The organism is Belnapia sp. AC561, assembly GCF_979252845.1.
Genome location: NZ_CEEDBP010000008.1, coordinates 1 through 26,037 on the forward strand (window position 1 = coordinate 1; position 26,037 = coordinate 26,037).

General features: G+C 69.6%; 19 protein-coding genes. 13 read left to right on the forward strand and 6 right to left on the reverse strand.

The genetic code is table 11. From position 1 onward, the window contains the following. Both AC0IW9_RS08735 and AC0IW9_RS08740 read right to left on the reverse strand, forming a co-directional pair. The coding region (locus AC0IW9_RS08735) for a type I secretion system permease/ATPase (RefSeq protein WP_471647841.1) at positions 1-1,821 on the reverse strand (1,821 nt) is incomplete at its 3' end. A 3-nt stretch (positions 1,822-1,824) separates the two neighbouring features. Continuing rightward, the gene (locus tag AC0IW9_RS08740; RefSeq protein ID WP_471647842.1) at positions 1,825-2,178 is read right to left on the reverse strand and encodes a hypothetical protein; all 354 of its coding nucleotides are present in this window, start codon (positions 2,176-2,178) and stop codon (positions 1,825-1,827) included. A gap of 564 nt (positions 2,179-2,742) precedes the next feature. Between AC0IW9_RS08740 and AC0IW9_RS08745 the strand changes: the two genes are divergently transcribed. Both AC0IW9_RS08745 and AC0IW9_RS08750 read left to right on the forward strand, forming a co-directional pair. Further along, entirely contained in the window at positions 2,743-3,948 is a 1,206-nt protein-coding gene (locus AC0IW9_RS08745) for an outer membrane beta-barrel protein (protein ID WP_471647843.1), read from the forward strand. Beyond that, positions 3,899-4,705 carry a WecB/TagA/CpsF family glycosyltransferase gene (locus AC0IW9_RS08750; RefSeq protein WP_471647844.1) on the forward strand — a complete coding sequence of 269 codons (807 nt, stop codon included), beginning with the start codon at positions 3,899-3,901 and terminating at the stop codon, positions 4,703-4,705. Before AC0IW9_RS08745 ends, AC0IW9_RS08750 begins: the two co-directional genes overlap by 50 nt. Positions 4,706-4,827: 122 nt before the next feature. Here the strand turns inward: AC0IW9_RS08750 and AC0IW9_RS08755 are convergent, their stop codons facing one another. The 4 genes from AC0IW9_RS08755 to AC0IW9_RS08770 all read right to left on the reverse strand — a co-directional run bounded on the left by AC0IW9_RS08755 (position 4,828) and on the right by AC0IW9_RS08770 (position 9,035). Continuing rightward, the gene (locus tag AC0IW9_RS08755; RefSeq protein ID WP_471647845.1) at positions 4,828-5,862 is read right to left on the reverse strand and encodes a glycosyltransferase family 2 protein; all 1,035 of its coding nucleotides are present in this window, start codon (positions 5,860-5,862) and stop codon (positions 4,828-4,830) included. Then, positions 5,859-6,836, reverse strand: a complete 978-nt coding sequence (locus AC0IW9_RS08760) for a glycosyltransferase family 2 protein (RefSeq protein WP_471648002.1) — start codon at positions 6,834-6,836, stop codon at positions 5,859-5,861. Before AC0IW9_RS08760 ends, AC0IW9_RS08755 begins: the two co-directional genes overlap by 4 nt. 86 nt (positions 6,837-6,922) lie before the next feature. Continuing rightward, entirely contained in the window at positions 6,923-8,455 is a 1,533-nt protein-coding gene (locus tag AC0IW9_RS08765; RefSeq protein ID WP_471647846.1) for an exopolysaccharide biosynthesis polyprenyl glycosylphosphotransferase, read from the reverse strand. Between the two features lie 88 nt (positions 8,456-8,543). Further along, complete coding sequence (locus tag AC0IW9_RS08770) at positions 8,544-9,035, reverse strand: GtrA family protein (RefSeq protein WP_471647847.1); 492 nt, start codon at positions 9,033-9,035, stop codon at positions 8,544-8,546. 427 nt (positions 9,036-9,462) lie between these two features. Between AC0IW9_RS08770 and AC0IW9_RS08775 the strand changes: the two genes are divergently transcribed. The 11 genes from AC0IW9_RS08775 (at position 9,463) to AC0IW9_RS08825 (ending at position 26,037) form a co-directional block, all read left to right on the forward strand. After that, a complete protein-coding gene (locus tag AC0IW9_RS08775; protein WP_471647848.1) occupies positions 9,463-11,079 on the forward strand; it encodes an ABC transporter substrate-binding protein in 1,617 nt (538 codons plus the stop codon). A 17-nt stretch (positions 11,080-11,096) separates the two neighbouring features. Beyond that, a complete protein-coding gene (locus AC0IW9_RS08780; RefSeq protein ID WP_471647849.1) occupies positions 11,097-12,692 on the forward strand; it encodes an ABC transporter substrate-binding protein in 1,596 nt (531 codons plus the stop codon). A 96-nt stretch (positions 12,693-12,788) separates the two neighbouring features. Then, entirely contained in the window at positions 12,789-14,381 is a 1,593-nt protein-coding gene (locus AC0IW9_RS08785; protein ID WP_471647850.1) for an ABC transporter substrate-binding protein, read from the forward strand. A gap of 2 nt (positions 14,382-14,383) precedes the next feature. Continuing rightward, positions 14,384-15,964: an ABC transporter substrate-binding protein gene (locus tag AC0IW9_RS08790; RefSeq protein WP_471647851.1), complete on the forward strand. Its 1,581-nt coding sequence runs from the start codon at positions 14,384-14,386 to the stop codon at positions 15,962-15,964. Continuing rightward, complete coding sequence (locus tag AC0IW9_RS08795; protein WP_471647852.1) at positions 15,961-17,535, forward strand: ABC transporter substrate-binding protein; 1,575 nt, start codon at positions 15,961-15,963, stop codon at positions 17,533-17,535. Before AC0IW9_RS08790 ends, AC0IW9_RS08795 begins: the two co-directional genes overlap by 4 nt. A gap of 2 nt (positions 17,536-17,537) precedes the next feature. Next, positions 17,538-19,121, forward strand: a complete 1,584-nt coding sequence (locus AC0IW9_RS08800) for an ABC transporter substrate-binding protein (protein ID WP_471647853.1) — start codon at positions 17,538-17,540, stop codon at positions 19,119-19,121. Between the two features lie 4 nt (positions 19,122-19,125). Continuing rightward, positions 19,126-20,703, forward strand: a complete 1,578-nt coding sequence (locus AC0IW9_RS08805; protein ID WP_471647854.1) for an ABC transporter substrate-binding protein — start codon at positions 19,126-19,128, stop codon at positions 20,701-20,703. A 76-nt stretch (positions 20,704-20,779) separates the two neighbouring features. Next, the gene (locus AC0IW9_RS08810; protein ID WP_471647855.1) at positions 20,780-22,372 is read left to right on the forward strand and encodes an ABC transporter substrate-binding protein; all 1,593 of its coding nucleotides are present in this window, start codon (positions 20,780-20,782) and stop codon (positions 22,370-22,372) included. Positions 22,373-22,541: 169 nt separating this feature from the next. Next, the gene (locus tag AC0IW9_RS08815; protein ID WP_471647856.1) at positions 22,542-24,143 is read left to right on the forward strand and encodes an ABC transporter substrate-binding protein; all 1,602 of its coding nucleotides are present in this window, start codon (positions 22,542-22,544) and stop codon (positions 24,141-24,143) included. A 26-nt stretch (positions 24,144-24,169) separates the two neighbouring features. After that, positions 24,170-25,111: an ABC transporter permease gene (locus AC0IW9_RS08820; RefSeq protein WP_471647857.1), complete on the forward strand. Its 942-nt coding sequence runs from the start codon at positions 24,170-24,172 to the stop codon at positions 25,109-25,111. Beyond that, complete coding sequence (locus AC0IW9_RS08825; protein ID WP_471647858.1) at positions 25,111-26,037, forward strand: ABC transporter permease; 927 nt, start codon at positions 25,111-25,113, stop codon at positions 26,035-26,037. Before AC0IW9_RS08820 ends, AC0IW9_RS08825 begins: the two co-directional genes overlap by 1 nt.

Here is a 26,037-nt window from a genome sequence, read left to right on the forward strand (position 1 = left end):
GCCTGGAAGGGAGTGCCGCCCGATGAGCCTCACCACCGAAGCCCCTCCGCCCGCCCCGGCGGCACTCCCTTCCAGGCGGGCCAGGGGAGCGGCGCCGGTGGGCAGTTCAGCGGGGCGGGGCGGGTTCATCAGGCGCTTCAGGACCTCGACGCGGGGGCCGAACATCTCCATGGCGCCATCCTTCAGCAGCAGCACCTTGTCGACGCCCTGCACCAGGGTCGGGCGGTGGGAGACGAGGACGACGGTGGTGCCCTGTTCCTTCAGCCGGTCCAGCGCGGCGGTCAGCGCCGCTTCCGAATCGCCGTCGAGGTTGGAGTTCGGCTCGTCCAGCACCACCAGCTTGGGCCGGCCGAACATGGCGCGGGCGAGGCCGATGAGCTGGCGCTGGCCGCCCGAGAGATACTGGCCGCTGTCGCCGATCTCGGTCTCATAGCCGTTCGGCAGGCGCAGGATCATGTCGTGGCAGCCGGCGAGCTGGGCGGCCTCGTACACGGCCTCCGGCTCGGCCTCGGCCATGCGGGCGATGTTGCGGAAGACGGTGCCGTCGAACAGCTCCACGTCCTGCGGCAGGTAGCCGACGTGGCGGCCGAAATCCTCCCGCAGCCACTGGTAGACATCGGCGCCGTCGAGCCGGACGGTGCCGGCCGAGGCGGGCAGGGTGCCGATCAGCATGCGGATCAGCGTGGTCTTGCCGGCGGCCGAGGGGCCGATGATCGCCAGGCTCTCGCCCGGGGTGAGGGCGAAGTTCACGCCCTTGATCATGGCGACGCCCTGGCCGGGGAAGGCATAGGAGACGCGCTCGACCGAGAGCTTGCCGGTCGGCTCGGGCAGCGGCAGGCCGGGCGGGCGCAGCCGGGGCAGGCCGAGGAAGGACTGCAGCCGGCGGAAGGACTGCCGGGCCTGCACGAGCTGCTTCCAGCCGCCGATCATCTGCTCGACCGGGGCCAGTGCCCGGCCCATGATGATGGAGCCGGCGATCGAGGCGCCCGAGGTCAGTTCCTGCTGCAGGACCAGGTAGGCGCCGACGCCGAGGATGGCGATCTGCACGCCGAGGCGGAAGAACTTGGTCGCGGCGACCAGCAGGGCGGCACGGTCGGCGGCGCGCTGCTGCGGCGCGGTCATGGCGGCGACCGATTCGCGCCAGCGGCCGATGACCGAGGGCAGCATGCCCATGCTGTCGATGACTTCCGCATTGCGGGAGATGGCGTCGGCCCGGCGCTGGGTCGACATCGCCGCGGTATTGGCCTCCTTCAGCAGGGCGGAGGTCGAGAGCTCGCTGGCCAGGGTCAGGCCGAAGAGCAGCACGGCGCCGCCGAGGGCGATCATGCCCATCACCGGGTGCAGCAGGAAGATGACGCCGATGTAGATCGGCACCCAGGGGATGTCATAGAGCGACAGGGCGCCCGGCGAGCCGAGGTAGCCGCGGCAGACGGCCAGGTCGCGCAGCGCCTCCATCCGGTAGGGGCGGCCGCGCAGGGTCGATTCCAGGGCGCGGACGAAGCCTTCCGGGGCGACCCGGTGCTCGATCCAGGTGCCGATGCGCTGCATGATCTTGCCGCGGACGGCTTCCAGGATGGAAAGCACGGCCACGGCGACGATGGCGATGATGGAGAGATAGAGCAGGGTATCCAGCACCCGGGTGGCGAGCACCCGGTCGAAGACCTGCATCATGTAGACCGAGGTGGTGAGCTGCAGCAGGTTCACGACCCCGCTGAACACGCCGACCAGGATGAACTGGGTGCGGCAGGCCTTGAGGGCCCGGCGGAGCGGGGTATCCGCGGCCATCTCGGCGCCGCCGGGTGTGGAACGGGTGAGGGACATGCGTCAGCCTGCCAGGAGGCCGGTGATACCGGCCAGGGTTTGGGGGTGCAGCGCGAGCCAGCCGGCGCCGGCCGCGGCGAGCGCCAGGGCGACGAGGTTGGCGGAGACGAGGCGAAGCAGCCCCGGGGGACGGGGCAGATGGCCGAGCCGGGCAAGCACCGCTTCCTGCTGGAGGCGTTCGACGTTGTTGTGCAGGGTGCGGAAGGCGTGGTCGGTCAGCGCCACCTCGGCATCCCGGCGGAGGCGGGCGATGGTCTCGGGCGCGGCATCGGCCTGGCGCTCGGCGGCCAGGGCGAAGGCGACCAGCCCGGTGAGGCGGTCCGCGGCGGGATCCGCGAGAAAGAGGTCAAGCCGCAACGGCTCAGGCCCTGCGGACACGGGCGGCGACTGGTCTGCCGGAGCAGGCGCGGCGACCTGGGAGGCCGGTCCGGGTGCGCCCGGCCGGAGTGTTTCGATGCTGGCCATTGCTGGGCTCCGTCCTGGGCCGGCCATGGGGGAGGATGATACGCTTCCGCCGGTCAGCCCGCATCGGGTTAATCGGTGGAGTCTTCCCGCCTGGCGCGAAGAAGTGAACCCCGGGATGCGGTTGCGGTATGCATTGGGCCGGGGGTGGCACCTGGATTGAATAGGCATCGGGGCCGCGGCGAATTGCAACCCCCTTCGAGCCGGCTTGCGCGACGGTAACTCCGGGGAGAATTACGGATGTCTGGCCGCATAAGCGCGGCAGGTCTGCAACAGCTGGCCAAAACCATGCGCCGGACCGGCAAGAAATGACAGATCGTGATCGTTGCAGGCACACGCGATGACGACCTCGTGCTAGGCAGGTTGGGGGCGCAGCATGGCGGGGCAATGGTGGTGAAAAGGTTTCCGGTCGCGGGTTTCCGCTGGGGATTCTGGGGTGTGGTCCTGGCGGCAGCGCCATTGGCTGAGGCTTCCGCCCAGCTCGGCACCGCCTCCGACACGGCCCGCGGGGTGACGGTGACCAGCCGCACGCGCCCGGACTACGACCCGCTCGGCGTGCGGCTGGGCGGCTACCGGCTGGACGGGACGCTGGATGTCGCCCCGGGCTGGGACAGCAACCTGTTCGGCCGCAAGCGCAACATCGTCTCCGACGGCTTCGTCGACGAGCGGGCCAACGTCGATCTGCGCAGCGACTGGACCACCCATGCGGTCGGCGCCTCGGTCAGCAGCGACAACCGGCAGTATTTCAGCCGGTCGCAGCTCGATTTCAACGACTGGAGCGTCGGCGGCTTCGGCCGCTACGATTTCTCCGCGACCACCAACCTCACGGCGCAGTACCGGCATTACCGCGAGCACCTCGACGTCTACAGCTTCGACGTGCAGCGGGCCGGGCTGACCCAGCCGGTCGCCTATGCCTCCAACGAGGCGGCGGTGATCGGCCAGACCCAGTTCAACCGGCTGGGGCTGCAGGCCAATGCCGTCTACCGCACCTTCGACTTCGAGGATGTGACGATCGGCGGGCAGCGCAACCTGACCTCGCAGCAGAGCTTCAACACCGCGATCGGTGCGGTCGGCGCCAGCTACGCGCTTGCACCGGGCCGGTCGGTGAATGCGGTCGTCCGGCTGCAGGACATCACCTACACGGACATTCTGTCGCGCGGCCGGGACAGCCTCACCTGGGAGGCCCTGGCCGGTTTCCAGTACGATTTCGACGGTGTCTGGCAGGGCCGCTTCCAGCTCGGCTGGCGGCAGCGGGACTACAAGAGCCCCACGATCAAGACCCTTTCGGGGCCGGCGGCGGAAGGGTCGCTGACCTGGACGCCGACGCAGCTCACCTCCCTGCGCTTCTACGTCTCCCGCACCATCGAAGAGTCGATCCGGCAGGATGCGGTCAGCTACCAGCGGACCCAGGCCGGGGTGACGGTCGACCACGAGTATTTGCGCAACATCATCCTCGGGACCGAGCTTCGCGCCGATCGTCGTGAGTATGAAAGTCCGAACCAGAAGGCTACCGATGCGGTGCTGACCCTGTCGGCACGCTACCTGTTGAATCGCAACATGCAGTTGATCGGTACCTACGCATATGCCCGACGGATCGAGACGAGCGCAGGATTAGATGAATACTCGCGCAATCTACTCCAGCTCAGGCTCCGCTTCGCCCTCTGAGCTCCCTGCCTCCCAGGAGGCCACGGTCCGGCTGCTGGGCCTCGACTTCGCCGACCTGCCGCTGCCCGGGGTGGTGGCCAGTCTGGCGGCCCGGCCGGAGGGTTCGCCCTTCGGCTATGTGGTGACCCCGAATGCGGACCATCTGGTCCGCCTGGCGCGGGATCCGCGCATCCGGCAGCTCTATACGGACTCCGCGATGCGGCTGCTGGACAGCCGCGTCGTCGCGCAGATCGGCAAGGTGCTGGGTCTGCCGGTGCCGGCCGTGGTGCCGGGAAGCGACCTCACCGCCTACCTCATCCAGCATGAGATCGATCCGGACGAGCCGGTGACGGTGCTGGGACTGGCGCCGGATGCGCTGGAGCGGCTGAAGGCACGGACCGGGCTGCGGCGCATCGCGCATCACAACCCGCCCATGGGTTTCGAGCGCGACCCGGCGGCCTTCGAGGCGGCGGTGCGCTTCATCGAGGAGAATCCCGCCCGCTTCGTCTTCCTGGCCGTCGGCTCGCCCCGGCAATGCATGGTGGCGCATGCGGTGGTGGAGCGGGGGAAGGCGACCGGCACCGGGCTCTGCATCGGCGCGAGCCTGCTGTTCCTGACCGGGGAGGAGACGCGGGCCCCGGTACCGGTGCAGAAGATGGGCATGGAATGGGCCTGGCGGCTGGCGCAGGACCCGAAGCGCCTGGCACGGCGCTATCTGGTGGACAGTCCCGCCATCATCGCCCTGCTGCGCCAGGAAGCCCGCGAGCGCAGGGCGTAGGAAGCCTCGGGGGGAAGATCATACTTCCAAGGCTTCCCCCTGATTCCTGGAGAGCAGAAATAGATAAGGGGTCCGGGGAGACTACCGTCGCGGCAGTGCCGCGACCCCCGGCCTTTCTTCCCTCAGGTCTTCGCCGCCGCCGGCAGCGCCGCCAGGATCTCCGCCCGCACCCGCTTGGCCATGCTGCCGCGATGCGCCGCATCATTGGCGGCGATATAGGCGCGCGCCGCGGGGGTGAGCCGGTAGAGGGCTTCCTGCCCCGGCGCCGGACGGAAGGCGCGGGCCAGCTTCAGCGCCGCGATACCGGCCCGCAGCCCCTGGCCCAGCACGCCATTGCGGGCGCCCTTCACCTGATAGGCCAGGAAGCGCGGCATCAGCGCCGCGGCGCCCGTGCCGTATTTCATGCCGATGTAGAGCCGGTTGCGGACGAAGTGGAACCAGCGGGTGCCGGACCAGGAGAAGCGGTGCTCGCCGCTCACCTTGTGCCGGACGGCGATGTCGCCGCGGTAGCGGATGCGCTGGCCGGCATTGATGGCGCGGAGGGCGAAGTCGAACTCCTCCCAGCAGAAGAAGAGTGCGTCGTCGTAGCCGCCGGCAGACTCGAAATCGGCGCGGCGGATGGCATGGCCGGCACCGACGAAGGTGACGGCGTCGAAGGCGCCCGCCGCGCGGGAGAGCAGGGAAGGGGGATAGCCCCAGGAGGAGAGATCCTCGGCGCCGGTCGCGAAGACCAGGATGCGGCAGGCGATGGCGGCGACGTCGGGCTCGTCGTCCAGTGCCCGGACGGCGCGGGCCAGGGTATCCGGCGTGGCGAATTCGGCATCGTTGTCGAGGGCGAAGACGGCGCGGCCGGTGCCGAGCGCGGTCGCCCGGTTGCGGCCGCCGGCGACGCCCCAGTTGCGGTCGAGCCGCACCAGGGTCGCATCCGGGGCGCCTTCGACGGCGGCGGCGAGCCGGGCCAGGTTCTCCGGCTTGCTGCCCTGGTCGGCGATCCAGACATGCTTCGCAACGCCGGTCTGGGCGCGGGCGGAGGCGATGGCGGCGATGGTTTCCTCGGCCCGGTCCAGCGCCAGGATCACCACATCGGCGTCGGTCGGGGCTTGCGGACCGATGGCGCCGGCGAGGTGGACGGGCGCGGGATAGGGGCCGAGGCTCATGCCAGCCGTCCGGTCGGGGCGCCCTTGGTCTCGGAGCCCTCGAAATCGGGCCCGGGGACGGCGAGATAGGCGATGCGCTTCGCCTCCTGCCGGCCGCGGGTCACGGTATCCAGGGTCAGGCCGCAGGCGAAGGAAAGGAAGGACAGCAGGACCAAGCCGGTGGCGAGCACCGCGGTCGGCAGGCGGGGGACCAGGCCGGTGGCGAGGAAGGTGCTGACCAGCGGGGCGGCGAGGAGCAGCGCCAGCAGCAGCATCAGGGCGCCGGCGGCGGAGAAGAACATCAGCGGCCGTTCGCGCTGCACCAGGGTGACGATGGTCCGCAGGATGCGGAAGCCGTCCCGGTAGGTGTTCAGCTTGCTGGTGGAGCCCGCCGGGCGTTCCTTGTAGGCGGAGGGGACCTCGCCGACCGGCAGCATCAGCTCGAGCGCATGGACGGTGAATTCCGTCTCCGTCTCGAAGCCCGAGGCCAGGGCGGGGAAGCTCTTCACGAAGCGGCGGGAGAAGACCCGGTAGCCCGAGAGCATGTCCGAGATGCGGTCGCCGAAGACCCAGCGGACCATGCCGGTGAGGACGGCGTTGCCGAACTGATGCCCGGGGCGATAGGCGGCGGCGGCCACCTCCTGCGGGGTGACGCGGATGCCGGTCACCATGTCCAGCCGCTGGTCGAAGAGCTGGCCGAGCATGGCGGGGGCGGCGCTGGCGTCATAGGTGTCGTCGCCATCGACCAGCACATAGGCATCCGCCTCGATATCGGCGAACATCCGGCGGACCACATGGCCCTTGCCCTGGAGCATCTCGGTCCGCACCACGGCGCCGGCGGCGCGGGCGGCGGCCACAGTGCCGTCCTTCGAGTTGTTGTCGTAGACGTAGACGGTGGCCTCGGGCAGGGCGGCGCGGAAGGCGGCGACGACCCGGGGGATCGCCACCTCCTCGTTGTAGCAGGGGATCAGCACGGCGATGCGCGGCTGGGCCATTGCGGGGGCAGGGCGCGGCGTGGCAGCCGCACGGTCGAACGTCAGGGTATTCATGGCGGACAAGGATATTCTCCGGTGGCGCGAGATCAGCAGGCGTTACGCATCCGCGCCACGGCCAGCAAGGTGCGAACCAGAATGGTGAGATCAAGCCAAGGCGACCACGTCTCGATATACTCGAGATCGCTCTCGACCCGGCGGATAAGCTTCTCCTCCGTCTCGGTCGGGCCGCGCCAGCCGCGGACCTGGGCCAGGCCGGTCAGGCCCGGCTTGACCCGGTGGCGGGCGGCGTAGCGGGCGGCCACTTCCTCGAAGGGGCGGCCGCCGGCGCGGGTGCCGGGGGCATGCGGACGGGGGCCGATGAAGGACATCTCGCCGCGCAGCACGTTCAGGATCTGCGGCAGCTCGTCCAGCGAGGTGCGGCGCAGGATGGCGCCGACCCGGGTGACGCGGCTGTCGCCGGCGGTGACCTGGCGCTTGACCGTGTGGTCGAGCGCATCGTTGTACATGGTGCGGAACTTCAGCACGTAGAAATGGGTGTTGTTGAAGCCGGTGCGGCGCTGGCGGAAGAAGACCGGGCCGGGGCTGTCCAGCTTGATGGCCAGCGCGATCAGCGCCATCGGCGCGGCGGCGAAGGCGAGGCCGATGCCGGCGAGCAGGTAGTCCTCGATCGCCTTGACCACGGCGCCCCAGCCGCGGATCGGCCGGTCGGCGAGGCGGAGCAGGCGCAGCCGCTCGGCTTCCGGGCCGGCCTGGCCGGCGCTGCGATAGGCCATGAGGTCCGGGGCGAGGCGGATGTCGACGGGATAGTCGCCGAAGGTGCGCAGCAGGGCGACGAGGCGGGCTTCCGCGGCCCAGGGCAGGGCGAGGATGACCTGGTCGACCTCGCCGCGGCGGATCATGTCGCCGAGCTTCTCGATCGAGCCGAGGTAGGGCAGGCCGTTGCGCTGCCCGCCCGGCTGCTGGGCGCGGGGCTGCAGGGTCCGGCGGTCGTCCACCAGGCCGAGCAGCTCGATGCTACGGTCCTGCCGGCCGCGGAGGGCGGCGACGAAGCGGGCGGCCTGCGGGCCATCGCCCACCACCACGGCCCGCTGGCGGGTGCGGTCGGCGGCGGCGCGGAGCGCCAGGGCGGCGGCGAGGCGGCCGCTGAGCAGCGGCGGCGTGGCGAAGCCGAGCCAGACGAGGGCGAGGCCGGGCGGGAAGCTGTCATGGGCACCGAGCACCATGGCGGCGAGCGAGAGGCCGCCGCCGGCCAGGGTCAGCCCGGCGAGGACGGCCAGGGCCGCCTTGCGGCTGCCATAGAGCGCGGCATGGCCATAGCCGCCGACCGCGCCGATGAGGCAGGGGCCGAGCAGGGCGAGGAAGCCGATCAGCGCCGGGTCCGGCCGGCCGGCCGGCAAGGGCAGCGCCTGCAGGGCGAAGCCGGCGATGCCGATGGCCAGCGCATCGAGCAGCCCGACCAGGCTGGCGAGCAGGACCGGCGGCAGCGGCGCCTGCAGCGGGCCCTGGCGGCGGGCGGCGCTGCGGGCATCCGCGGCGAAGCGTCCCCAGCCTGCATCGGGCATGCCCGGCAGGATCTGGCTGGCGCCGGGGCGCGGCTTCGGGGGCATCACGCCTTGCATGGGGTTGCTCCTTCCGGGCTTGGCGCGAAGTGCTGCGCGAGGCCGGGGCTCACGGGGATGGCTGCGCCATACATCGCGCTGCTGGTCCTCACGACTGACCGTTTCTGAAGACAAAACGCCGTGTTAGCAAGAAGTTACCTAGCAAACCTGCGAGGGAACCTGCGGCCACGCCGAGGATTGGGTGCACCGCAACATACGGCACGCTGGCGAGGAGCGCGGCGTAGGTTCCATAGTTGCAGGCAAATCCGATCAGATTAACGAGCAGGAACAATCCCCATTGGCGGGCGGCGCCGGCCCGGCCCTCGGGCCGGGCGGCATCGCGGAAGGTCCAGGCGCGGTTGAGCGCGAAGGTGCTGCTGGCGGCAGCGAGGTAGGACAGCACGCGGCCGAACCAGGGGCCGGTGCCGAGGGCGATGCCGGCGGTGAGCACGCTGGCATCCACCACGAATCCGGCCACGCCCACGACGCCGAAGCGCAGCAGCTCTCCTACCATGCGGCGGGCCGAAGGGGTGAGGGCGCGGTCGAGTGCGGCGCGCAGGCGAGAGGTGGGCGTCGCGGCGCCGGCGATGGCAGTGGTCATGCGGTGCATCCTGAATGCGGATTGCATACGCTGAGGCTTTACCCCGGACAAACCACGGCGTGGTGACAAGGGGCGCTTCATGCCTGTTGCAGGCCAATTTCCCTGTCACGTTTTGCGGCGCAGCATAGGAATGAAACGGGACGTTGCAGCATGCGGTTCGGCTTCCTCCCTGGGTGTTCGGGCCGTGGCCCGATCCTGCGAATTCGGCGGTCGATTCCGGCCGGGGTGGAGGGACGCTCAGCGGCGAATTGGCGGCTGGATACGGCGTTGTTGAGACGGATCGCGGTTAGATCGTGCCGCCTGCGCGATGGTTCCATCCGGTGCCCGGACTGTCTGCGCGGCCCATGCGGTATTCGGCTGATTATGGCTTCGTCCGGTCCTGAAATGGGGTAGTTTCCGCACCGTTCCATGGGCGAGGGGATTGCGCATGTTCCGACGCGGCGTGTTGGGTGGGGCGGCGCTGGCAGGAGCCGCCTCGGGACTGTCGGGGCTGGGCCTGTCCAGCCTTGGGTTGTCGGGGCCGGCGCTGGCGCAACCGGCCGCGTCGCGGGTGCTGAAATTCATCCCGCAGGCCAATCTCTCGATCATCGATCCGTTCTGGACCACGGCCTATATCGCCCGCAACCACGGCTACATGGTCTATGATCAGTTATACGCCGTGGACGACGACTACAAGGTCCATCCCGCGGCGGCGGCCGGGCATGTGGTGGAGGACGATGGCAAGCGCTGGGTCTTCACCCTGCGGTCCGGCCTCAAATTCCACGATGGCGAGCCGGTGCGGGCGCGCGATGCGGTGGCCAGCATCCAGCGCTGGGCCCGGCGGGATGCCTTCGGCCAGCGGCTGCTGACCCAGACCGAGGAGATGGCGGCGCTCGACGACCTGCGCTTCCAGATCCGGCTGAAGAAGCCCTTCCCGATGATGCTGGACGCCTTCGCCAAGGTGACCACGCCCTGCCTCTTCATCATGCCGGAACGGGTGGCGCAAACCGATCCCTTCCAGCAGATCACGGACGCGACCGGCAGCGGCCCCTACCGGTTCCGCAAGGAGGACTGGGTGCCCGGCGCCCGCGCGGTCTGGGAGCGGAATGCCGCCTACGTGCCCTTCGGGGATGGCGTGGCGCGCAATACCGCCGGGCCGCACGTGGCGCATTTCGACCGCGTCGAGTGGCATATCATCAACGATCCGGGGACGGCCGCGGCCTCCGTCCAGTCCGGCGAGATCGACTGGTGGGAGCAGCCGACGGCGGACCTGTTTCCGTCGCTGGCGCGCAACCGCAACGTGGTGGTGGAGGTCGCCGATCCGATGGGCCTCATCGGCACCTTCCGGCCGAACCACCTGACCGCGCCCTTCAACAACCCCGCCGTCCGCCGCGCGGTGCTGACCTGCATCAGCCAGATGGACATGATGACGGCGGTGATCGGCGACGACCCGAAGCTGAAGCGGGACAGGGTGGGCTTCTTCGCCCCGGCCTCGCCCTTCGGCACCACGGCCGGGCTCGATGCCTACCGGGGCAGCATCGAGCAGGCGCGGCGGGAGATCCAGGCGGCGGGCGCCATGGGGCAGAAGCTGGTGCTGATGAATGCGACCGACCTCGCCAGCATCAATGCCTGCGGGCTGGTCGGCGCCGACCTGTTCAAGCGGATGGGCTTCGACGTCGACTACGTCGGCACCGACTGGGGCACCGTGGTGCAGCGCCGGGCGAGCCGGGAGCCGCTGGAGAAGGGCGGCTGGTCCGGCTTCTTCACCTTCTGGTCGGCGGTCGACCACTGGAACCCGGCCGGGCACAACGCGCTGCGCGGCAACGGCGCCCAGGCCTGGTTCGGCTGGCCCGACATCCCCGAGATCGAGCGGCAGCGCGATGCTTGGTTCGACGCGCCGGATGCGGCCACGGCCAAGGCGGCGACCGATGCCATCAGCCGCGCCGCCTTCGAGGGCGTGCCCTATGTGCCGACCGGGCAGTATTTCCAGCCGACCGCCTATCGCCGCAGCCTGACCGGCGTGCTCAAGGGCCCGCCGCTGTTCTGGAACCTCCGGCGCGCATGAACGAGGGACAAGCCAGCATGGATCGTCGCAGTTTCCTCATCGCCTCGGCGGGCAGCGCCTTGGCGGTCCCCGCCCTCTCCGCGCCCGCCCTGGCGCAATCGTCCGGCAGCCGGGTGCTGAGGTTCATCCCGCAGTCGGATGTCGCGGTGACCGACCCCATCGTCACCACCGCCTATGTCACCCGGCACCATGCGCTGCTGATCTACGATACGCTCTACGGCATCGACGACCAGTTCAGGCCGCAGCCGCAGATGGCCGAGGGCCACAGCATCGAGGATGGCGGGCGGCGGGTGACGATCACCCTGCGGCCGGGGCTGAAGTTCCACGACGGCGAGCCGGTGCGGGCGCGCGATGCCGTCGCCAGCATCCGGCGCTGGGCGCAGCGGGATGCGATGGGGCAGGCGCTCTTCGCCTCCCTCGAGGAGCTGACGGCGGATGACGACCGGCGCCTCACCTTCCGGCTGAAGCGGCCCTTCGCGCTGCTCTTCGATGCGCTGGCCAAGGCCGGCTCCCCGCTGTGCTTCATCATGCCGGAGCGCGTCGCGCTGCTCGATGCCAATGTGCCGATGCGCGAGAATATCGGCAGCGGCCCCTTCCGCTACGTCGCCAACGAGCGGGTGCCGGGCAGCCTCGTGGTCTATGAGCGCAACCGCGACTACGTGCCGCGCGAGGGCGGCAAGGCCGAGTTCATCTCCGGCCCCAAGGTGGCGCATCTGGACCGCGTCGAGTGGCGGGTGATCCCGGATGCCTCCACCGCCTCCGGCGCCCTGCAGAATGGCGAGGTGGACTGGTGGGAGCAGCCGACCGCCGACCTGCTGCCGCGGCTCGGCCGCATGCGGAACGTGGTGGTCGAGCAGTACGACCGCACCGGGCTGCTCGGCCTCTGCCGCTTCAACCACCTGCATCCGCCCTTCGACAACCCGGCGATCCGCCGCGCCCTGCTGGGAGCGGTGAGCCAGGCGGACTACATGACGGCGGTGATCGGCACCGACAAATCCATGTGGCGGGAGAATGTCGGCTTCTTCCCGCCGGGGACGCCCTTCGCCAGCGATGCCGGGCTGGCGCCGCTGGCCGGGCCGCGCGACTACGACAAGGTCAAGCGGGACCTCGCCGCGGCGGGCTACAAGGGGGAGAAGGTGGTGCTGCTCGCGGCCACCGATTTCCCCAGCCTGAATGCGCTGGCCCAGGTCTGCAACGACATGCTGGTGAAAGCCGGCATGAACGTGGACCTGGTCTCGACCGACTGGGGCAGCGTCGTCACCCGCCGGGCCAATCGCAACCCGCCGGACCAGGGTGGCTGGAGCATCTTCCTCACCTTCTTCACCGGGCTCGACTTCTTCAGCCCGGCCGGGCATCTCGGCCTGCGCGGCAACGGGCTGGCGGCCTGGCCGGGCTGGCCGACCATGCCGCGGGTGGAGGAGCTGCGCAGCGCCTGGTTCGATGCGCCGGACCTGGCGGCGCAGCAGACGATCGCCGCCGAGCTGCAGGCGGAGGCCTTCCAGCAGGTGCCCTACCTGCCGGTCGGGCAGTATTTCCAGCCCTGGACCTACCGGAACAACCTCAGCGGCGTGCTGAAGGGCATGCCGATGTTCTGGAACGTCCAGAAAGCCTGATCGCGACGCAATATTGGCCGGTCCCGCTTGCAGGGCCGGCCGCGCCGCGCTTCACTCCCCGCAATGGCCGCGAGACCGGCTCCGGGGAGACAATCGATGCTTCGACGCAACCTGATCGGCGCCGGCGCGGCGGCCGGGGCTTCCGGCCTGCTGCCGCGCTTCGCCATCGCGCAGCCGGCCAATAGCCGCGTGCTGCGCTTCATCCCGCAATCGGATGTCGGCACGCTCGACCCGATCGTGACCACGGCCTATGTCACGCGCAACCATGCCTTCCTGATCTGGGACACGCTCTATGGGCTGGATGCGGAGCTGAAGCCGCAGCCGCAGATGGTCGAGGGCCATACCGTCGAGGATGACGGCCGCCGCTGGACCCTGACCCTGCGGTCCGGCCTGAGGTTCCACGATGGCGAGCCGGTGCGGGCGCAGGATTGCGTCGCCTCGATAAAGCGCTGGCAGCGCCGCGACCCGCTGGGCCAGGAACTGGCCGCGCGCACCGACGACCTGCTGGCGACCGATGACCGCACCATCGTCTTCCGGCTGAAGAAGCCCTTCCCGCTGCTGCCGGATGCCCTCGGCAAGGTCGGCACGCCGGTGCCCTTCATGATGCCGGAGCGGCTGGCCAATACCGACCCCTTCCGCGCCGTGACCGAGTTCATCGGCAGCGGCCCCTTCCGCTTCAAGGCGGATGAGCGGGTGCAGGGCAGCCGCTTCGTCTATGAGCGATTCGCCGACTACAAGCCGCGCGAGAGCGGCACGCCCTCCTGGACCTCCGGCCCCAAGCGGGCCTTCTTCGACCGGGTCGAATGGCGGGTGACGCCGGATAGCGCGACGGCCTCCGCCGCGCTGCAATCGGGCGAGGCGGATTGGTGGGAGAATCCGCCGAACGACCTGCTGCCGCCGCTGCGCCGGGCGCGCGACATCAACATCGATATCCCCGACCCGACCGGGCAGCTCGGCTTCGCACGGTTCAACCATCTGCACCCGCCCTTCAACAATCCGAAGCTGCGGCAGGCGCTGCTGGGCGCGATCAACCAGGCTGATTTCATGACCGCGGCCTTCGGCAGCGAGAAAGGGGCCTGGCGCGACAAGGTCGGCTTCTTCCCGGAGGGCACGCCCTTCGCCAGCGATGCCGGCCTCTCGGCGCTGACCAGCCCGCGCGACCTGGAGAAGGTGAAGCGGGACGTCGCCGCCAGTGGCTACAAGGGCGAGCCGGTGGTGCTGCTGGGCGCGACCGACTTCCCCATCATCAATGCGCTCTGCCTGGTCGGCGCCGACCTCTTCAAGCAGGTGGGGCTGAACGTCGACTACGTCTCCTCCGACTGGGGCACCGTGGTGCAGCGGCGGAACAACCGGGAGCCGGTGGAGAAGGGCGGCTGGAGCATCTTCTTCACCTATTGGGCCGGCTTCGACACGCTCAGCCCCGGGGTGAACCAGACGCTGCGCGGCAACGGCACGAACGGCTGGTTCGGCTGGGCGAGTTCCGAGCGGCTGGAGGCCAAGCGGGCCGAATGGTTCGACGCGCCGAACCTCGCGGCGCAGCAGCAGGCGGCGCGTGAGCAGCAGGCGATCGCCTTCGAGGAGGTGCCGACCCTGCCGCTGGGCCAGGCCTATGTCGCCACGGCGCATCGCCGCAGCATCACCGATCTGCCGAAGGGACCGCCCTTCTTCTGGAACGTGAGGAGGGCCTGACCGTGCAGCGTCGATCCCTGCTGGCCGGCGTCGCCGGCGCCGCCGCCTTGCCACGATTCGCCATCGGCCAGAATGCCGCGGCCCGGACCCTGAAATTCGTCCCCCAGGCGAACCTCACCAGCCTCGACCCGATCTGGACGACGGCCAATGTGACGCGCAACCATGCCTGGCTGGTCTATGACGTGCTGTATGGCATGGATGCGGAGTTCCAGCCGCAGCCGCAGATGGCCGAGGGGCACGAGGTCTCGGACGACGGCCGGAACTGGACCTTCACGCTCCGCAGCGGGCTGCGCTTCCACGATGGCGAGCCGGTGCGGGCCACGGATTGCGTCGCCAGCCTGAAGCGCTGGATGAAGCGCAATTCCAATGGCCAGAAGATGGAGCCGGCGATCGACGAGCTGGTCGCGCTGGATGACCGGCGGCTGCGCTTCAAGCTGAAGCGGCCATTTCCCCGCCTGCTGGCGGCGCTGGCCAATCCCTCCAACCCCGCCGCCTTCATCATGCCGGAGCGGATCGCGCGCACCGATCCCTTCCAGCAGATCCGCGAGACGGTCGGCAGCGGGCCGTTCAAGTTCCTCCCCGGCGAGTACAACTCGGGCAGCTTCGTCGCCTATGAGCGGAATGCGGCCTACCAGCCGGTGACGGGCACGCCGAGCCTGACCGCGGGGGCGAAGGTCGCGCATTTCGACCGGGTCGAGTGGCATATCATCACCGATGCGGCGACCGCCTCGGCCGCGCTGCAGAACGGCGAGATCGACTGGTACGAGCAACCGCCGCCCGAGATCCAGCAGCTGTTCCGGCGCAACCGCAACATCACGGTGGAGGCGATCGACCGGCTGCCCAATCCGGCGATCCTGCGGTTCAACCACCTGCATGGGCCCTTCAACGACAAGAAGATGCGCCAGGCGATCCTGCCGGCGGTCAGCCAGACCGATTACATGACGGCGATCGTAGGACCCGACCCGGCGCTGTATTCGGCCAACATGGGCACCTTCACCCCGGGCACGCCGCTGGCGAACGACGCGGGGATGGAGGCGCTGAACGGGCCGCGCAGCATCGAGCGGGCCAAGGCGCTCATGAAGGAGGCGGGGTACACCAACCAGCTCATCCGCCTGATCGGCCCGACCGACATCCTGGCGCCGGCGGCGATGACCCAGGTGGCGGGCGACATGTTCCGCAAGCTGGACGTGAACCTCGACTTCGTCCTGACGGATTGGGGCAGCGTGGTGCAGCGGCGGGCGAGCCGGGAGCCGCTCGACAAGGGCGGCTGGAGCGTCTTCCTCACCGCCTTCGCCTCCTTCGAATTCGCCGATCCCTCCGGCAATTTCCCGCTGCGCGGCAATGGCGCCGCCGGCTGGTTCGGCTGGCCCACGATCCCCCGACTGGAGGAGCTGCGCGACGCCTGGTTCGATGCGGCGGACATGGAGACGCAGAAGAAGCTGGCGCGAGAGATCCAGCTCACGATGCTGGACGAGGTGCCCTATATCCCGGTCGGGGCCTATACCTCGATGACCTCCTTCCGCCGCAACCTGACGGGGCGGGTGCCGGGCTTCGCGCTGTTCTGGAACATGAAGCGCGGATGATCGGGCGGCGCGGGCTGCTGGCGGCGGGGGCGGCGGCGGTCGCCGCACCGGCCGTGGCGCAGCGGGGCCGGGTGCTGCGCTTCGTGCCGCAGGCCGATCTCTCCTCGCTCGACCCGGTCTGGACCACCTCCAACGTCACCCGGAACATGGGCTACATGGTCCATGACACGCTCTACGGCTCGGATGGGGCGTTCCGGCCGCAGCCCCAGATGGCCGAAGGGCATGTGGTCGAGGAGGAGGGGCGGCGGGTGGTCATCACCCTGCGCCCCGGGCCGCGCTTCCATGATGGCGAGCCGGTGCTGGCGCGCGATGCCGTCGCCAGCATCCAGCGCTGGCTCCGCCGCCACGCCATGGGGCAGAAGCTGGCGCCACTGGTCGAGGAGATCGCGGCCCCGGACGACCGGCGCATCCTCTTCCGGCTGAAGCGGGCCTTCCCGCTGCTGATCGAGGCGCTGGCCTCCCCGGTCGCGCCGCCCTGCTTCATCATGCCGGAGCGGCTGGCCAAGACCGATGCCTTCACCCAGCTGCGGGAGGTGATGGGCAGCGGGCCCTATCGCTTCCTGGCGGATGAATATGTCTCCGGCGCCCAGGCGCATTTCGCGCGGTTCGATGGCTATAGCCCGACGCCGATCGCCGCTTCCGGCTATACCGCCGGGCCGAAGCTGGCGCATTTCGAGCGCGTCGAGTGGAAGATCATCCCGGATGCGGCGACCGCCTCGGCGGCGATGCAATCGGGCGAGATCGACTGGTACGAGCAGCCGCCGCCGGAGATCCAGCAATTGCTCCGCCGCGGCCGCACCGTGGCGATCGAGCCGATGGATCCGCTGCCGATGATGGCGCTGATGCGCTTCAACCATCTGCAGCCGCCCTTCAACGACCCGGCCATGCGGCGGGCGCTGCTGCCGGCGGTGGACCAGGAAGCCTTCATGCAGGCGGCGGTCGGCACCGATGCCGCGCTGTACCAGGCCGATGCCGGCTTCTTCACCCCGGGCGGGCCGATGGCAAGCGATGCGGGGCTCGAGCCGCTGCGGGGGCCGCGCAGCCTGGACCGCGCCAAGGCCCTGTTGAAGGAGGCGGGCTACACCAACCAGCCGATCCGGCTGCTGGGGCCGACCGATATCCTGGTGCCGGCGGCGATGACCCAGGTGGCCGTCGATCTGTTCCGGCGGCTCAGCGTCAACCTCGATGCGGCGCTGACCGATTGGGGCACGGTGGTCCAGCGGCGCAACAACAAGGGGCCGGTGGAGCAGGGGGGCTGGAGCGTCTCCATGTATGCCTTCAGCTCGATGGATTTCCTGACGCCGGCGACCAATCCGACCTTGCGGGCCAATGGCGCCGGGGCCTGGCCGGGCTGGCCGGATATCCCCCGGCTGGAGGCGCTGCGCGATGCCTGGTTCGAGGCGCCGGATCTGGCGCAACGGCAGGCGCTGGCCCGGGACATGCAGGTGCTGGCGATGCAGGAGCTGCCCTATATTCCCGCCGGGGCCTATCGCTCGCAGACCGCGGTGCGGCGCGACCTGGCGGACCGGGTGCGCGGGCTGGCGCTGTTCTGGAACATCAGGAGGGTCTGAGCATGGCAGGTCGGCGCGCGCTTCTCGGGGCCGCGAGCGTGGCGGCATTGCCGCGCTTCGCCATCGCCCAGCCGGCCTCCGCCCGCGTGCTGCGCTTCGTGCCGCAGGCGGATCTCGGCGGGCTCGATCCGGTGGCGGTCTCCTCCAACGTTATCCGCAACCATGGCTACATGGTCTGGGACACCTTGTACGGGACGGACAATGCCTTCCGCGTCTTCCCGCAGATGGCGGAGGGGCATGTTTATTCGGACGACGACCTGACCTGCACCATCACCCTGCGACCGGGCCTGAAATTCCACGACGGCGAGCCGGTGCGGGCCGTGGATTGCGTCGCCAGCATCACCCGCTGGATGCGGCGCAGCCCGATGGGCCAGGCCCTGGCGGCGCGCACCGATGCGGTGGAGGCGGTGGACGACCGGCGCTTCCGCTTCCGCCTCAAGCGGCGTTTCCCGCTGCTGATCGAGGCGCTGGCGGTGCCGGCCAATCCCTCGCTCTTCATCATGCCGGAGCGGCTGGCGAAGACCGATCCCTTCCAGCAGATCCGCGAGCCGATCGGCAGCGGGCCCTTCCGCTTCGTGATGGATGAGTTCCGCCAGGGCAGCCGCGCGGTCTGGGCGAGGAACGAGGCCTATGTGCCGACCAGCGGCGGCGGCGCCGGCATGACCGCCGGACCGAAGGTGGTGCATTTCGACCGCATCGAGTGGAACATCATCCCCGATGCGGCGACGGCCGCCGCGGCGCTGACCAACAACGAGATCGACTGGTTCGAGCAGATGGGGCCGGAGATCCAGCAATTGCTGGGGCGCAACCGGGCCATCCAGCTCGAGGCGATCGATCCGCTGCCGCTGCCGGGGCAGTTCCGCTTCAACCACCTGCAGCCGCCCTTCGACAATCCGGCGATCCGCCGCGCCTTCCTGCATGCGATCAGCCAGGAGGATTTCATGACCGCGATCGTCGGGCCGGACCCGACGAAGATCGAGACCGGCTGCGGCTTCTTCACCCCGAAGGGGCCGATGGCGAACGACGAGGGCCTCGGCCCGCTGAAGGGGCCGCGCAGCATCGAGCGGGCGAAGCAGGCCTTGAAGGAGGCCGGCTACAAGGGCGAGCGCGTCCGGCTGATCGGCACCACCGACATCAACTCGACCACGGCCCAGGCGCAGGTGGCCGCCGACCTGTTGCGGCGGCTCGACCTCAACCTCGACGTGGTGCTGACGGATTGGGGGACCGTCGCGCAGCGGCGGATGAACAAGGGGCCGCTCGATGCCGGCGGCTGGTCGATCGCCTGCTTCGCCTCCTCGGGGATGGATTTCATCAACCCCGTCACCCACAACCAGCTCCGCTCCGACGGCGCCGCCGCGGCACCGGGCTGGCCGGACCTGCCGGAGGTGGAGCGGCTGCGGACGGAATGGCTGGATGCGCCGGACCTCGCCTCCCAGCAGGCGCTGGCGCGGCGGATCCAGGCGGTGGCGATGGAGGGCCTGCCCTATATCCCGACCGGGGCCTATTACTCCATCACCGCGCATCGGCGAACCCTGGTGGACCGGGTGAAGGGTTTCGCGATCTTCTGGGGCATTCGGAGGGCCTGACGCCATGCAACGACGCAGCTTGATGCAGGCGGGACTGGCGGCCGCCATCCTGCCGATGCCCGCCTTCAGCCAGGGCGCCGCGGCGCGGACCCTCAGGGTGATCCCGCAGGCCAACCTCACCAGCCTGGACCCGGTCTGGACCACGGCGGTGGTGACGCGGAACCACGCCTTCCTCACCTATGACCAGATCTGCGCCCAGGATGCCAAGGGCGAGATCCAGCCGCAGATGGCGGAGGGCTGGGTCACCGAGGCGGATGGCCTCGCCTGGACCTTCACGCTCAGGCCCGGGCTGCGCTTCCACGACGGCGAACCGGTGCTGGCGAAGGACTGCGTCGCCAGCATCAGGCGTTGGGCGCGGCGCGATCCCTTCATGCAGGTGCTGGCCGCCCAGGTGGCGGAGGTGGAGGCGCTGGACGACCGGCGGTTCCGCTTCCGGCTGCGGAAGCCGGTGCCGCTGCTGCTGCTGGCGCTGGGCCAGACGCAATTCCCCTGCTTCATCATGCCGGAACGCATCGCCCAGACCGATGCCTTCCAGCAGATCCGCGACCCCGTCGGCAGCGGGCCCTTCCGCTTCATGGCGGATGAGTGGAACCCCGGGCAACGCGCGGTCTGGGCCAAGTTCGATGGCTATGTCCCGCGCGAGGGCGCGGTGGATGGCCTTGCCGGCGGCCGGGTGCCGCGGCTGGACCGGGTGGAATGGACCGTCATCTCCGACCCCGCGACCGCGGCCAGCGCCATGAGCACGGGCGAGCAGGACTACTGGGAATATCCGCTGCACGACCTGCTGCCCTTGCTTCGCCGCAACCGCCGGGTGGTGGTGGAGCAGCGGCTGCTGGACGGCACCTATGGCATCTGCCGCTTCAACACGCTGCAGCCGCCCTTCGACAACCCCGCCATCCGCCGCGCGGTGGCGATGGCGGTGGACCAGCGGGACTACATGCGCGCCGTCGCCGGCAACGAGCCGGGCGGCTGGGAGGCCTGCGAGGGCGTCTTCACCTGCGGCACGCCGCTGGCCAACGAGGTCGGCAGCGAGGTGCTGAAGACCCATGACATCGACAAGGCCAAGGCGGCGCTGGCGGCGGCCGGCTACAACGGCGAGAAGGTCGTGCTGGTCGCGCCGGGCGACTATCCGCAGATCAACGCGCTGTCGCTGGTGACCGCCGATGTGCTGCGGCGGCTGGGCATGAACCTCGAGGTGGTCTCGACCGACTGGGGCACCCTGGTCCAGCGGCGGGCGAGCAAGGAGCCGGTGGAGAAGGGCGGCTGGAGCATCATCCACACCACCGCCTCCGGCCAGAGCCTCAGCCTGCCGGCCTATCATCTGTTCCTCCGCGCCAATGGGCCGCAGGCCTGGTTCGGCTGGCCGGAGGATGCGGAGATCGAGCGGCTGCGCGGTGCCTGGACCGAGACCGGCGACGCCGCCGAATCGCGACGGATCGCCGAGGCGCTGAACAAGCGGGCGATGGAGCTGATGGCCTATGTGCCGCTCGGCTTCTACTGGCAGCCCTCGGCCTGGCGGCGCAACGTGACCGGCGTGTTCAAGTCGCCGGTGACCGCCTTCTGGAACATGGCCAAGACCTGACCCCCGTTGCGTGGTGGCGCGGGCTGGGGCATGGGGTTGGGCGGCCGGTGCAACGGCCGACCGGGAGGATCGCCGCATGCATCGTCGCACCCTGCTGCAGGGCTCGGCCCTGACCCTCGCGTCCCCCCTGGCAGCGCCGCGGCTGGCCTCGGCCCAGGGCAGCGCGCGGACCCTGCGCTTCGTGCCGCAGGGCAACCTGGCGAATATCGACCCGATCTGGACCACGACGACGCTCGCCCGCAACCACGGGCTGATGGTCTATGACACGCTCTTCGGCCTCGGCCGCGATTTCCAGCCCAAGCCGCAGATGGCGGCGGGGCACGAGGTCTCGGCCGATGGGCTGATCCACAAGATCACCCTGCGGCCGGACCTGCGCTTCCATGATGGGGAGCCGGTGCTGGCGAAGGATTGCATCGCCTCCGTCGCCCGCTGGTCGAAGCGGGACGTGCTCGGCCTCCGGCTCTCGGCGCTGCTGGAGGAGATGCGGCCCACCGCCGACAATGCCTTCGAGATCGTGCTGAAGCAGCCCTGGCACGGGCTGACCTGGGCGCTCGGCAAGCCTTCCGCCAATATCTGCGCCATCATGCCCGAACGGGTGGCGAAGACCGATCCCTTCACGCAGATCACCGAGTATGTCGGCTCCGGTCCCTTCCGCTTCCGCGCCTCCCAGTGGGTGCCGGGGAGCCTGGCGGCCTATGAGCGCTTCGCCGGCTATACGCCGCGGGACGAGCCGGCGGATTTCCTCGCCGGCGGCAAGACGGTGCATTTCGACCGGGTGGAATGGAGGGTGATGCCCGACCCGGCGACCGCCGCCGCCGCGCTGCAGAACAACGAGGTCGACTGGTGGGAGACCCCGCTGGCCGACCTGCTGCCGCTGCTGCGGCGCAACCGGGACATCGCCATCGAGGTGGTGAATACCGCCGGCGCGCTGGGCATGATGCGCTTCAACCACCTGCACCCGCCCTTCGACAAGGAGGCGATCCGCCGCGCCATCCAGCCGGCGGTGGAGCAGAAGTCCTTCATGCAGGCAGCGCTCGGGGAGGACCCGGCACTGTGGCAGGTGCCGGCCGGGGCCTTCACCCCCGGCACGCCGCTGGCCAATGACGTCGGCATGGAGGCGGTGACCGGGCCGCGCGATCCGGAGGCGGCGAAGCGGGCGCTGGCCGCGGCCGGCTACAAGAATGAGAAGGTCGTCATCCTCTCGCCGACCGATTTCCCGACGCTGAACGCGCTGTCCGAGGTCACCGCCGATACGCTGCGGCGGATCGGCATGAACGTCGACCTGCAATCCATGGATTGGGGCACGCTGGTGCAGCGCCGGGCCAAGCGGGAGGCGCCGGACCAGGGCGGCTGGAGCATCTTCTGCACGACCTGGGAGGGGCTCGACGTTTCGGTCCCCGGCAGCCACCAGCCGATCCGCGGCAATGGCACCGCGGGATGGATCGGCTGGGCGACCAGCCCGCGGCGCGAGGCATTGCGCGAGGCCTGGTTCGATGCCCCGGACCTGGCGGCGGAGAAGCGGATCGCCGGCGAGCTGCAGGCGCTGGTCTGGGAGGAGGCGCCCTTCATCCCGCTCGGCCTGCTGCGGCCGCCGCAGGCCTATCGGCGCAGCCTGACGAATATCGTTACCGGCGGGCCGCCGCTGTTCTGGAACGTGAAGCGGAGCTGAACCGCTTGGCACGCGCCGTGCAAGCCCCGGCTGCGGAACCGGCCGGACCGTAGCTGCGGCCGTGCCATGGCCCCTGCGCACCGCTGGCGTAATGCCCATGGATGCGGCAGGCTGATGTGAAACCGGGCGGGGCAAACCTCCCGCCTGGACTGGGAGCTGAGGGAAGACGATGGATCGCAGGAATTTCCTGAAGGGGACGGCGGCTGCCGGCCTGGTTGGCGCATCCTCGGGGCTGGCCGGCCCGGCGCTGTCGCAGGGCGCCGCGGCGCGCACCCTGCGCTTCGTGCCGCAGGCCAACCTCGCCAATTTCGATCCGATCTGGGGCACCCAGTATGTCGTCCGCAACGGCGCGGCGATGGTCTGGGATACGCTTTACGGCTTCGACGCCCAGCTCAAGCCGCAGCGGCAGATGGCGGAGTCCGAGCAGGTCTCGGCGGATGGCCTGACCTGGGACTTCCGGCTGCGGCCGGGGCTGAAATTCCACGACGGCAGCCCGGTGCTGGCGAAGGACGTGGTCGCCAGCCTGACGCGCTGGTCCGCCCGCGACCCGATGGGCCAGATGCTGAAGGCGATCCAGCAGGAGCTGGTGGCGGTCGACGACCGCAACTTCCGCTGGGTGCTGAAGAAGCCCTATCCGAAGCTGCTCATGGCGCTGGGCAAGAATTCCACGCCGATGGCCTTCATCATGCCGGAGCGGCTGGCCAAGACCGATCCCTTCACCCAGGTCGCCGAGTTCATCGGCAGCGGGCCGATGCGCTTCAAGCGCGACGAGTGGAATCCCGGCGCCCGGGCGGTCTTCGAGAAATTCGCCGACTACGTGCCGCGCGACGAGCCGAATTCCTGGCTGGCCGGCGGCAAGCGCATGGCGGTGGATCGCGTCGAGTGGCTGGTGATGCCCGACCCGGCCACCGCTTCCGCCGCGCTGCAGAATGGCGAGGTCGACTGGTGGGAGAATCCGATCACCGATCTGGTGCCGCAGCTCCGCCGCAACCGCAACCTTCGCGTCGACATCGCCGATCCGCTCGGCAATATCGGCACCTTCCGCATGAACCACACCACCACGCCCTTCAACGACGTGAAGGCGCGCCGCGCGGTGCTGATGGCGATGAGCCAGGAAGACTACATGCGGGCGCTGGTCGGCGACGACAACGCGCTCTGGAAGCCGCTGCCGGGCTATTTCACCCCGGGCACGCCGCTGTATTCGGAAGCAGGCGGCGAGATCCTGAAGGGGCCGCGCAACCTGGATGCGGCGAAGAAGATGCTGGCCGAGAGCGGCTACAACGGCACGCCGGTCACCTGCGTGGTGGCGCAGGACCAGCCGATCACCAAGGCGCAGGGCGACGTCACCGCCGACCTGCTGAAGCGGCTCGGCATGAACGTCGATTTCGTTGCGACGGATTGGGGCACCACCGGCCAGCGCCGCGCCATGAAGAACCCGATCGGCCAGGGCGGCTGGTCCATGTTCCACAGCTGGCATGCTGGCGCCGACTGCATCAATCCTGCGGTGTACAACGCCGTCCGCGCCAATGGTGCCGGCGCCTGGTTCGGCTGGCCGGATATCCCCGCGGTCGAGACCGAGGTGGGCGCCTGGTTTGACGCGCCGGACGCGGCGGCGGAAAAGGCAGCGATCGATCGGCTGAACAAGGCCGCGCTGGATAACGTCGTCTATGCCCCGACCGGGTTCTTCCTGGGCTACCAGGCCTGGCGGGCGAATGTCTCCGGCATCGTGAAGGGGCCGCTGCCCTTCTTCTGGGGCGTGTCGAAGTCCTGATGCTGGACGAGAAGTAAGGGGCCGCCATGTTCGCCTATATCGTCCGCCGCGTGCTGGCCACCATCCCGGTGATGGCCATCGTCGCGCTGTTCGTTTTCAGCCTGCTCTACATCGCGCCCGGTGATCCCGCGGCGGTGATCGCAGGCGACCAGGCGACCCCCCAGGATGTGGAGCGCATCCGGGCGTCGCTCGGCCTCGACCGGCCCTTCCTGGTGCGGTTCGGGGAATGGGTCTGGAATATCCTCAACGGCGACATGGGCGTCTCGATCTTCACCAATCTGCCGGTCACGACGATGATCAAGCAGCGGATCGAGCCGACCCTGTCGCTGATGATCCTGACGCTCTGCCTCGCCATTGTCATCGCGGTGCCGATGGGCGTCATCGCCGCCTGGAAGCAGGGCACCTGGATCGACCGCGCGGTGATGGGCTTCGCGGTGCTCGGCTTCTCGGTGCCGGTCTTCGTGGTGGGCTACGTGCTGGCCTATGTCTTCGCGCTGGAGCTCGATTGGCTGCCGGTGCAGGGCTATACCGCCTTCTCCAACGGCTTCTTTCCCTGGCTGGAGAACCTGATCCTGCCGGCCATCGCGTTGGGCGGCGTCTATATCGCGCTGATCGCCCGCATCACCCGGGCGACCATGCTCGAGGTGCTGCAGCAGGACTACATCCGCACGGCGCGCGCCAAGGGCGCCGGGCAGATGAACATCTTGTTCCTGCATGCGTTGAAGAATGCGGCGGTGCCGATCGTGACGGTCATCGGCATCGGCATCGCGCTGCTGATCGGCGGCGCGGTGGTGACCGAGAGCGTCTTCGCCATCCCCGGCCTCGGCCGGCTGACGGTGGATGCCATCCTGCGCCGCGACTACCCGGTCATCCAGGGCGTGGTGCTGCTGTTCAGCTTCATCTACGTGCTGGTGAACCTGTTGATCGACCTTCTCTATACCCTGTTCGACCCGAGGATCCGGTACTGATGTCGACCTCAGCCGCCTTCTCCTCCGCCGTCATGCCGCGCGACGTGGCCGCGGCGGCGCCCATGGGCGATGTGCTGCCGCCGGTGAAGCCGCGCAAAGGCTTCATCGGCTTCGTCCGGCGCAACCCGACCATCGCCATCGGCGGCGGGCTGCTGCTGCTGATGCTGCTGATCGCGATCTTCGCGCCCCTGCTCTGGACCGTCGACCCGACGGCGCTGGCGCCGGCGCGGCGGACGCGGGAGCCTTCGGCGCAATACTGGTTCGGCTCCGACATGCTCGGCCGAGACGTCTATTCGCGGGTGCTCTACGGCGCGCGGGTCTCGCTGCTGGTGGGCTTCTCGGTCGCCTTCTGCGCCTCCGTCGTCGGGCTGGCGATCGGCATGATCTCGGGCTACATCCGCTGGGCCGACAGCATCATCATGCGGATCATGGACGGCATGATGTCCATCCCGCCGATCCTGCTGGCGATCGCGCTGATGGCACTCACCCGCGGCAGCGTGCAGAACGTGATCCTGGCGATCACCGTGGCGGAAATCCCCCGCGTTTCCCGTCTGGTGCGGGGCGTGGTGCTGTCGCTGCGGGAACAGCCCTATGTCGATGCGGCGGTCGCCGCGGGCACGCGGACGCCGCGGATCATCATCCGCCACATCCTGCCGAACACGCTGGCGCCGATCACCGTGCAGGCGACCTATATCTGCGCCGCGGCGATGATCACCGAGGCGATCCTGTCCTTCATCGGCGCCGGCACGCCGCCGATCATCCCCTCCTGGGGCAACATCATGGCGGAGGGCCGCGCGCTCTGGCAGGTGAAGCCCTATATCGTCTTCTTCCCGGCGGTCTTCCTCTCGATCACCGTGCTTGCGGTCAACCTGCTGGGTGATGGCCTGCGCGACGCGCTCGACCCGCGCATGGCAAAGAGGCTCTGA

Excerpts from the sequence above, each read along its gene's own strand:
- AC0IW9_RS08750 (WP_471647844.1), top strand. The coding sequence starts at position 3,899 with ATGAATACTCGCGCAATCTACTCCAGCTCAGGCTCCGCTTCGCCCTCT.
- AC0IW9_RS08755 (WP_471647845.1), bottom strand. The coding sequence starts at position 5,862 with ATGAGCCTCGGCCCCTATCCCGCGCCCGTCCACCTCGCCGGCGCCATC.
- AC0IW9_RS08760 (WP_471648002.1), bottom strand. The coding sequence starts at position 6,836 with ATGGCCCAGCCGCGCATCGCCGTGCTGATCCCCTGCTACAACGAGGAG.
- AC0IW9_RS08765 (WP_471647846.1), bottom strand. The coding sequence starts at position 8,455 with ATGCAAGGCGTGATGCCCCCGAAGCCGCGCCCCGGCGCCAGCCAGATC.
- AC0IW9_RS08770 (WP_471647847.1), bottom strand. The coding sequence starts at position 9,035 with ATGACCACTGCCATCGCCGGCGCCGCGACGCCCACCTCTCGCCTGCGC.
- AC0IW9_RS08775 (WP_471647848.1), top strand. The coding sequence starts at position 9,463 with ATGTTCCGACGCGGCGTGTTGGGTGGGGCGGCGCTGGCAGGAGCCGCC.
- AC0IW9_RS08780 (WP_471647849.1), top strand. The coding sequence starts at position 11,097 with ATGGATCGTCGCAGTTTCCTCATCGCCTCGGCGGGCAGCGCCTTGGCG.
- AC0IW9_RS08785 (WP_471647850.1), top strand. The coding sequence starts at position 12,789 with ATGCTTCGACGCAACCTGATCGGCGCCGGCGCGGCGGCCGGGGCTTCC.
- AC0IW9_RS08795 (WP_471647852.1), top strand. The coding sequence starts at position 15,961 with ATGATCGGGCGGCGCGGGCTGCTGGCGGCGGGGGCGGCGGCGGTCGCC.
- AC0IW9_RS08800 (WP_471647853.1), top strand. The coding sequence starts at position 17,538 with ATGGCAGGTCGGCGCGCGCTTCTCGGGGCCGCGAGCGTGGCGGCATTG.
- AC0IW9_RS08805 (WP_471647854.1), top strand. The coding sequence starts at position 19,126 with ATGCAACGACGCAGCTTGATGCAGGCGGGACTGGCGGCCGCCATCCTG.
- AC0IW9_RS08810 (WP_471647855.1), top strand. The coding sequence starts at position 20,780 with ATGCATCGTCGCACCCTGCTGCAGGGCTCGGCCCTGACCCTCGCGTCC.
- AC0IW9_RS08815 (WP_471647856.1), top strand. The coding sequence starts at position 22,542 with ATGGATCGCAGGAATTTCCTGAAGGGGACGGCGGCTGCCGGCCTGGTT.
- AC0IW9_RS08820 (WP_471647857.1), top strand. The coding sequence starts at position 24,170 with ATGTTCGCCTATATCGTCCGCCGCGTGCTGGCCACCATCCCGGTGATG.
- AC0IW9_RS08825 (WP_471647858.1), top strand. The coding sequence starts at position 25,111 with ATGTCGACCTCAGCCGCCTTCTCCTCCGCCGTCATGCCGCGCGACGTG.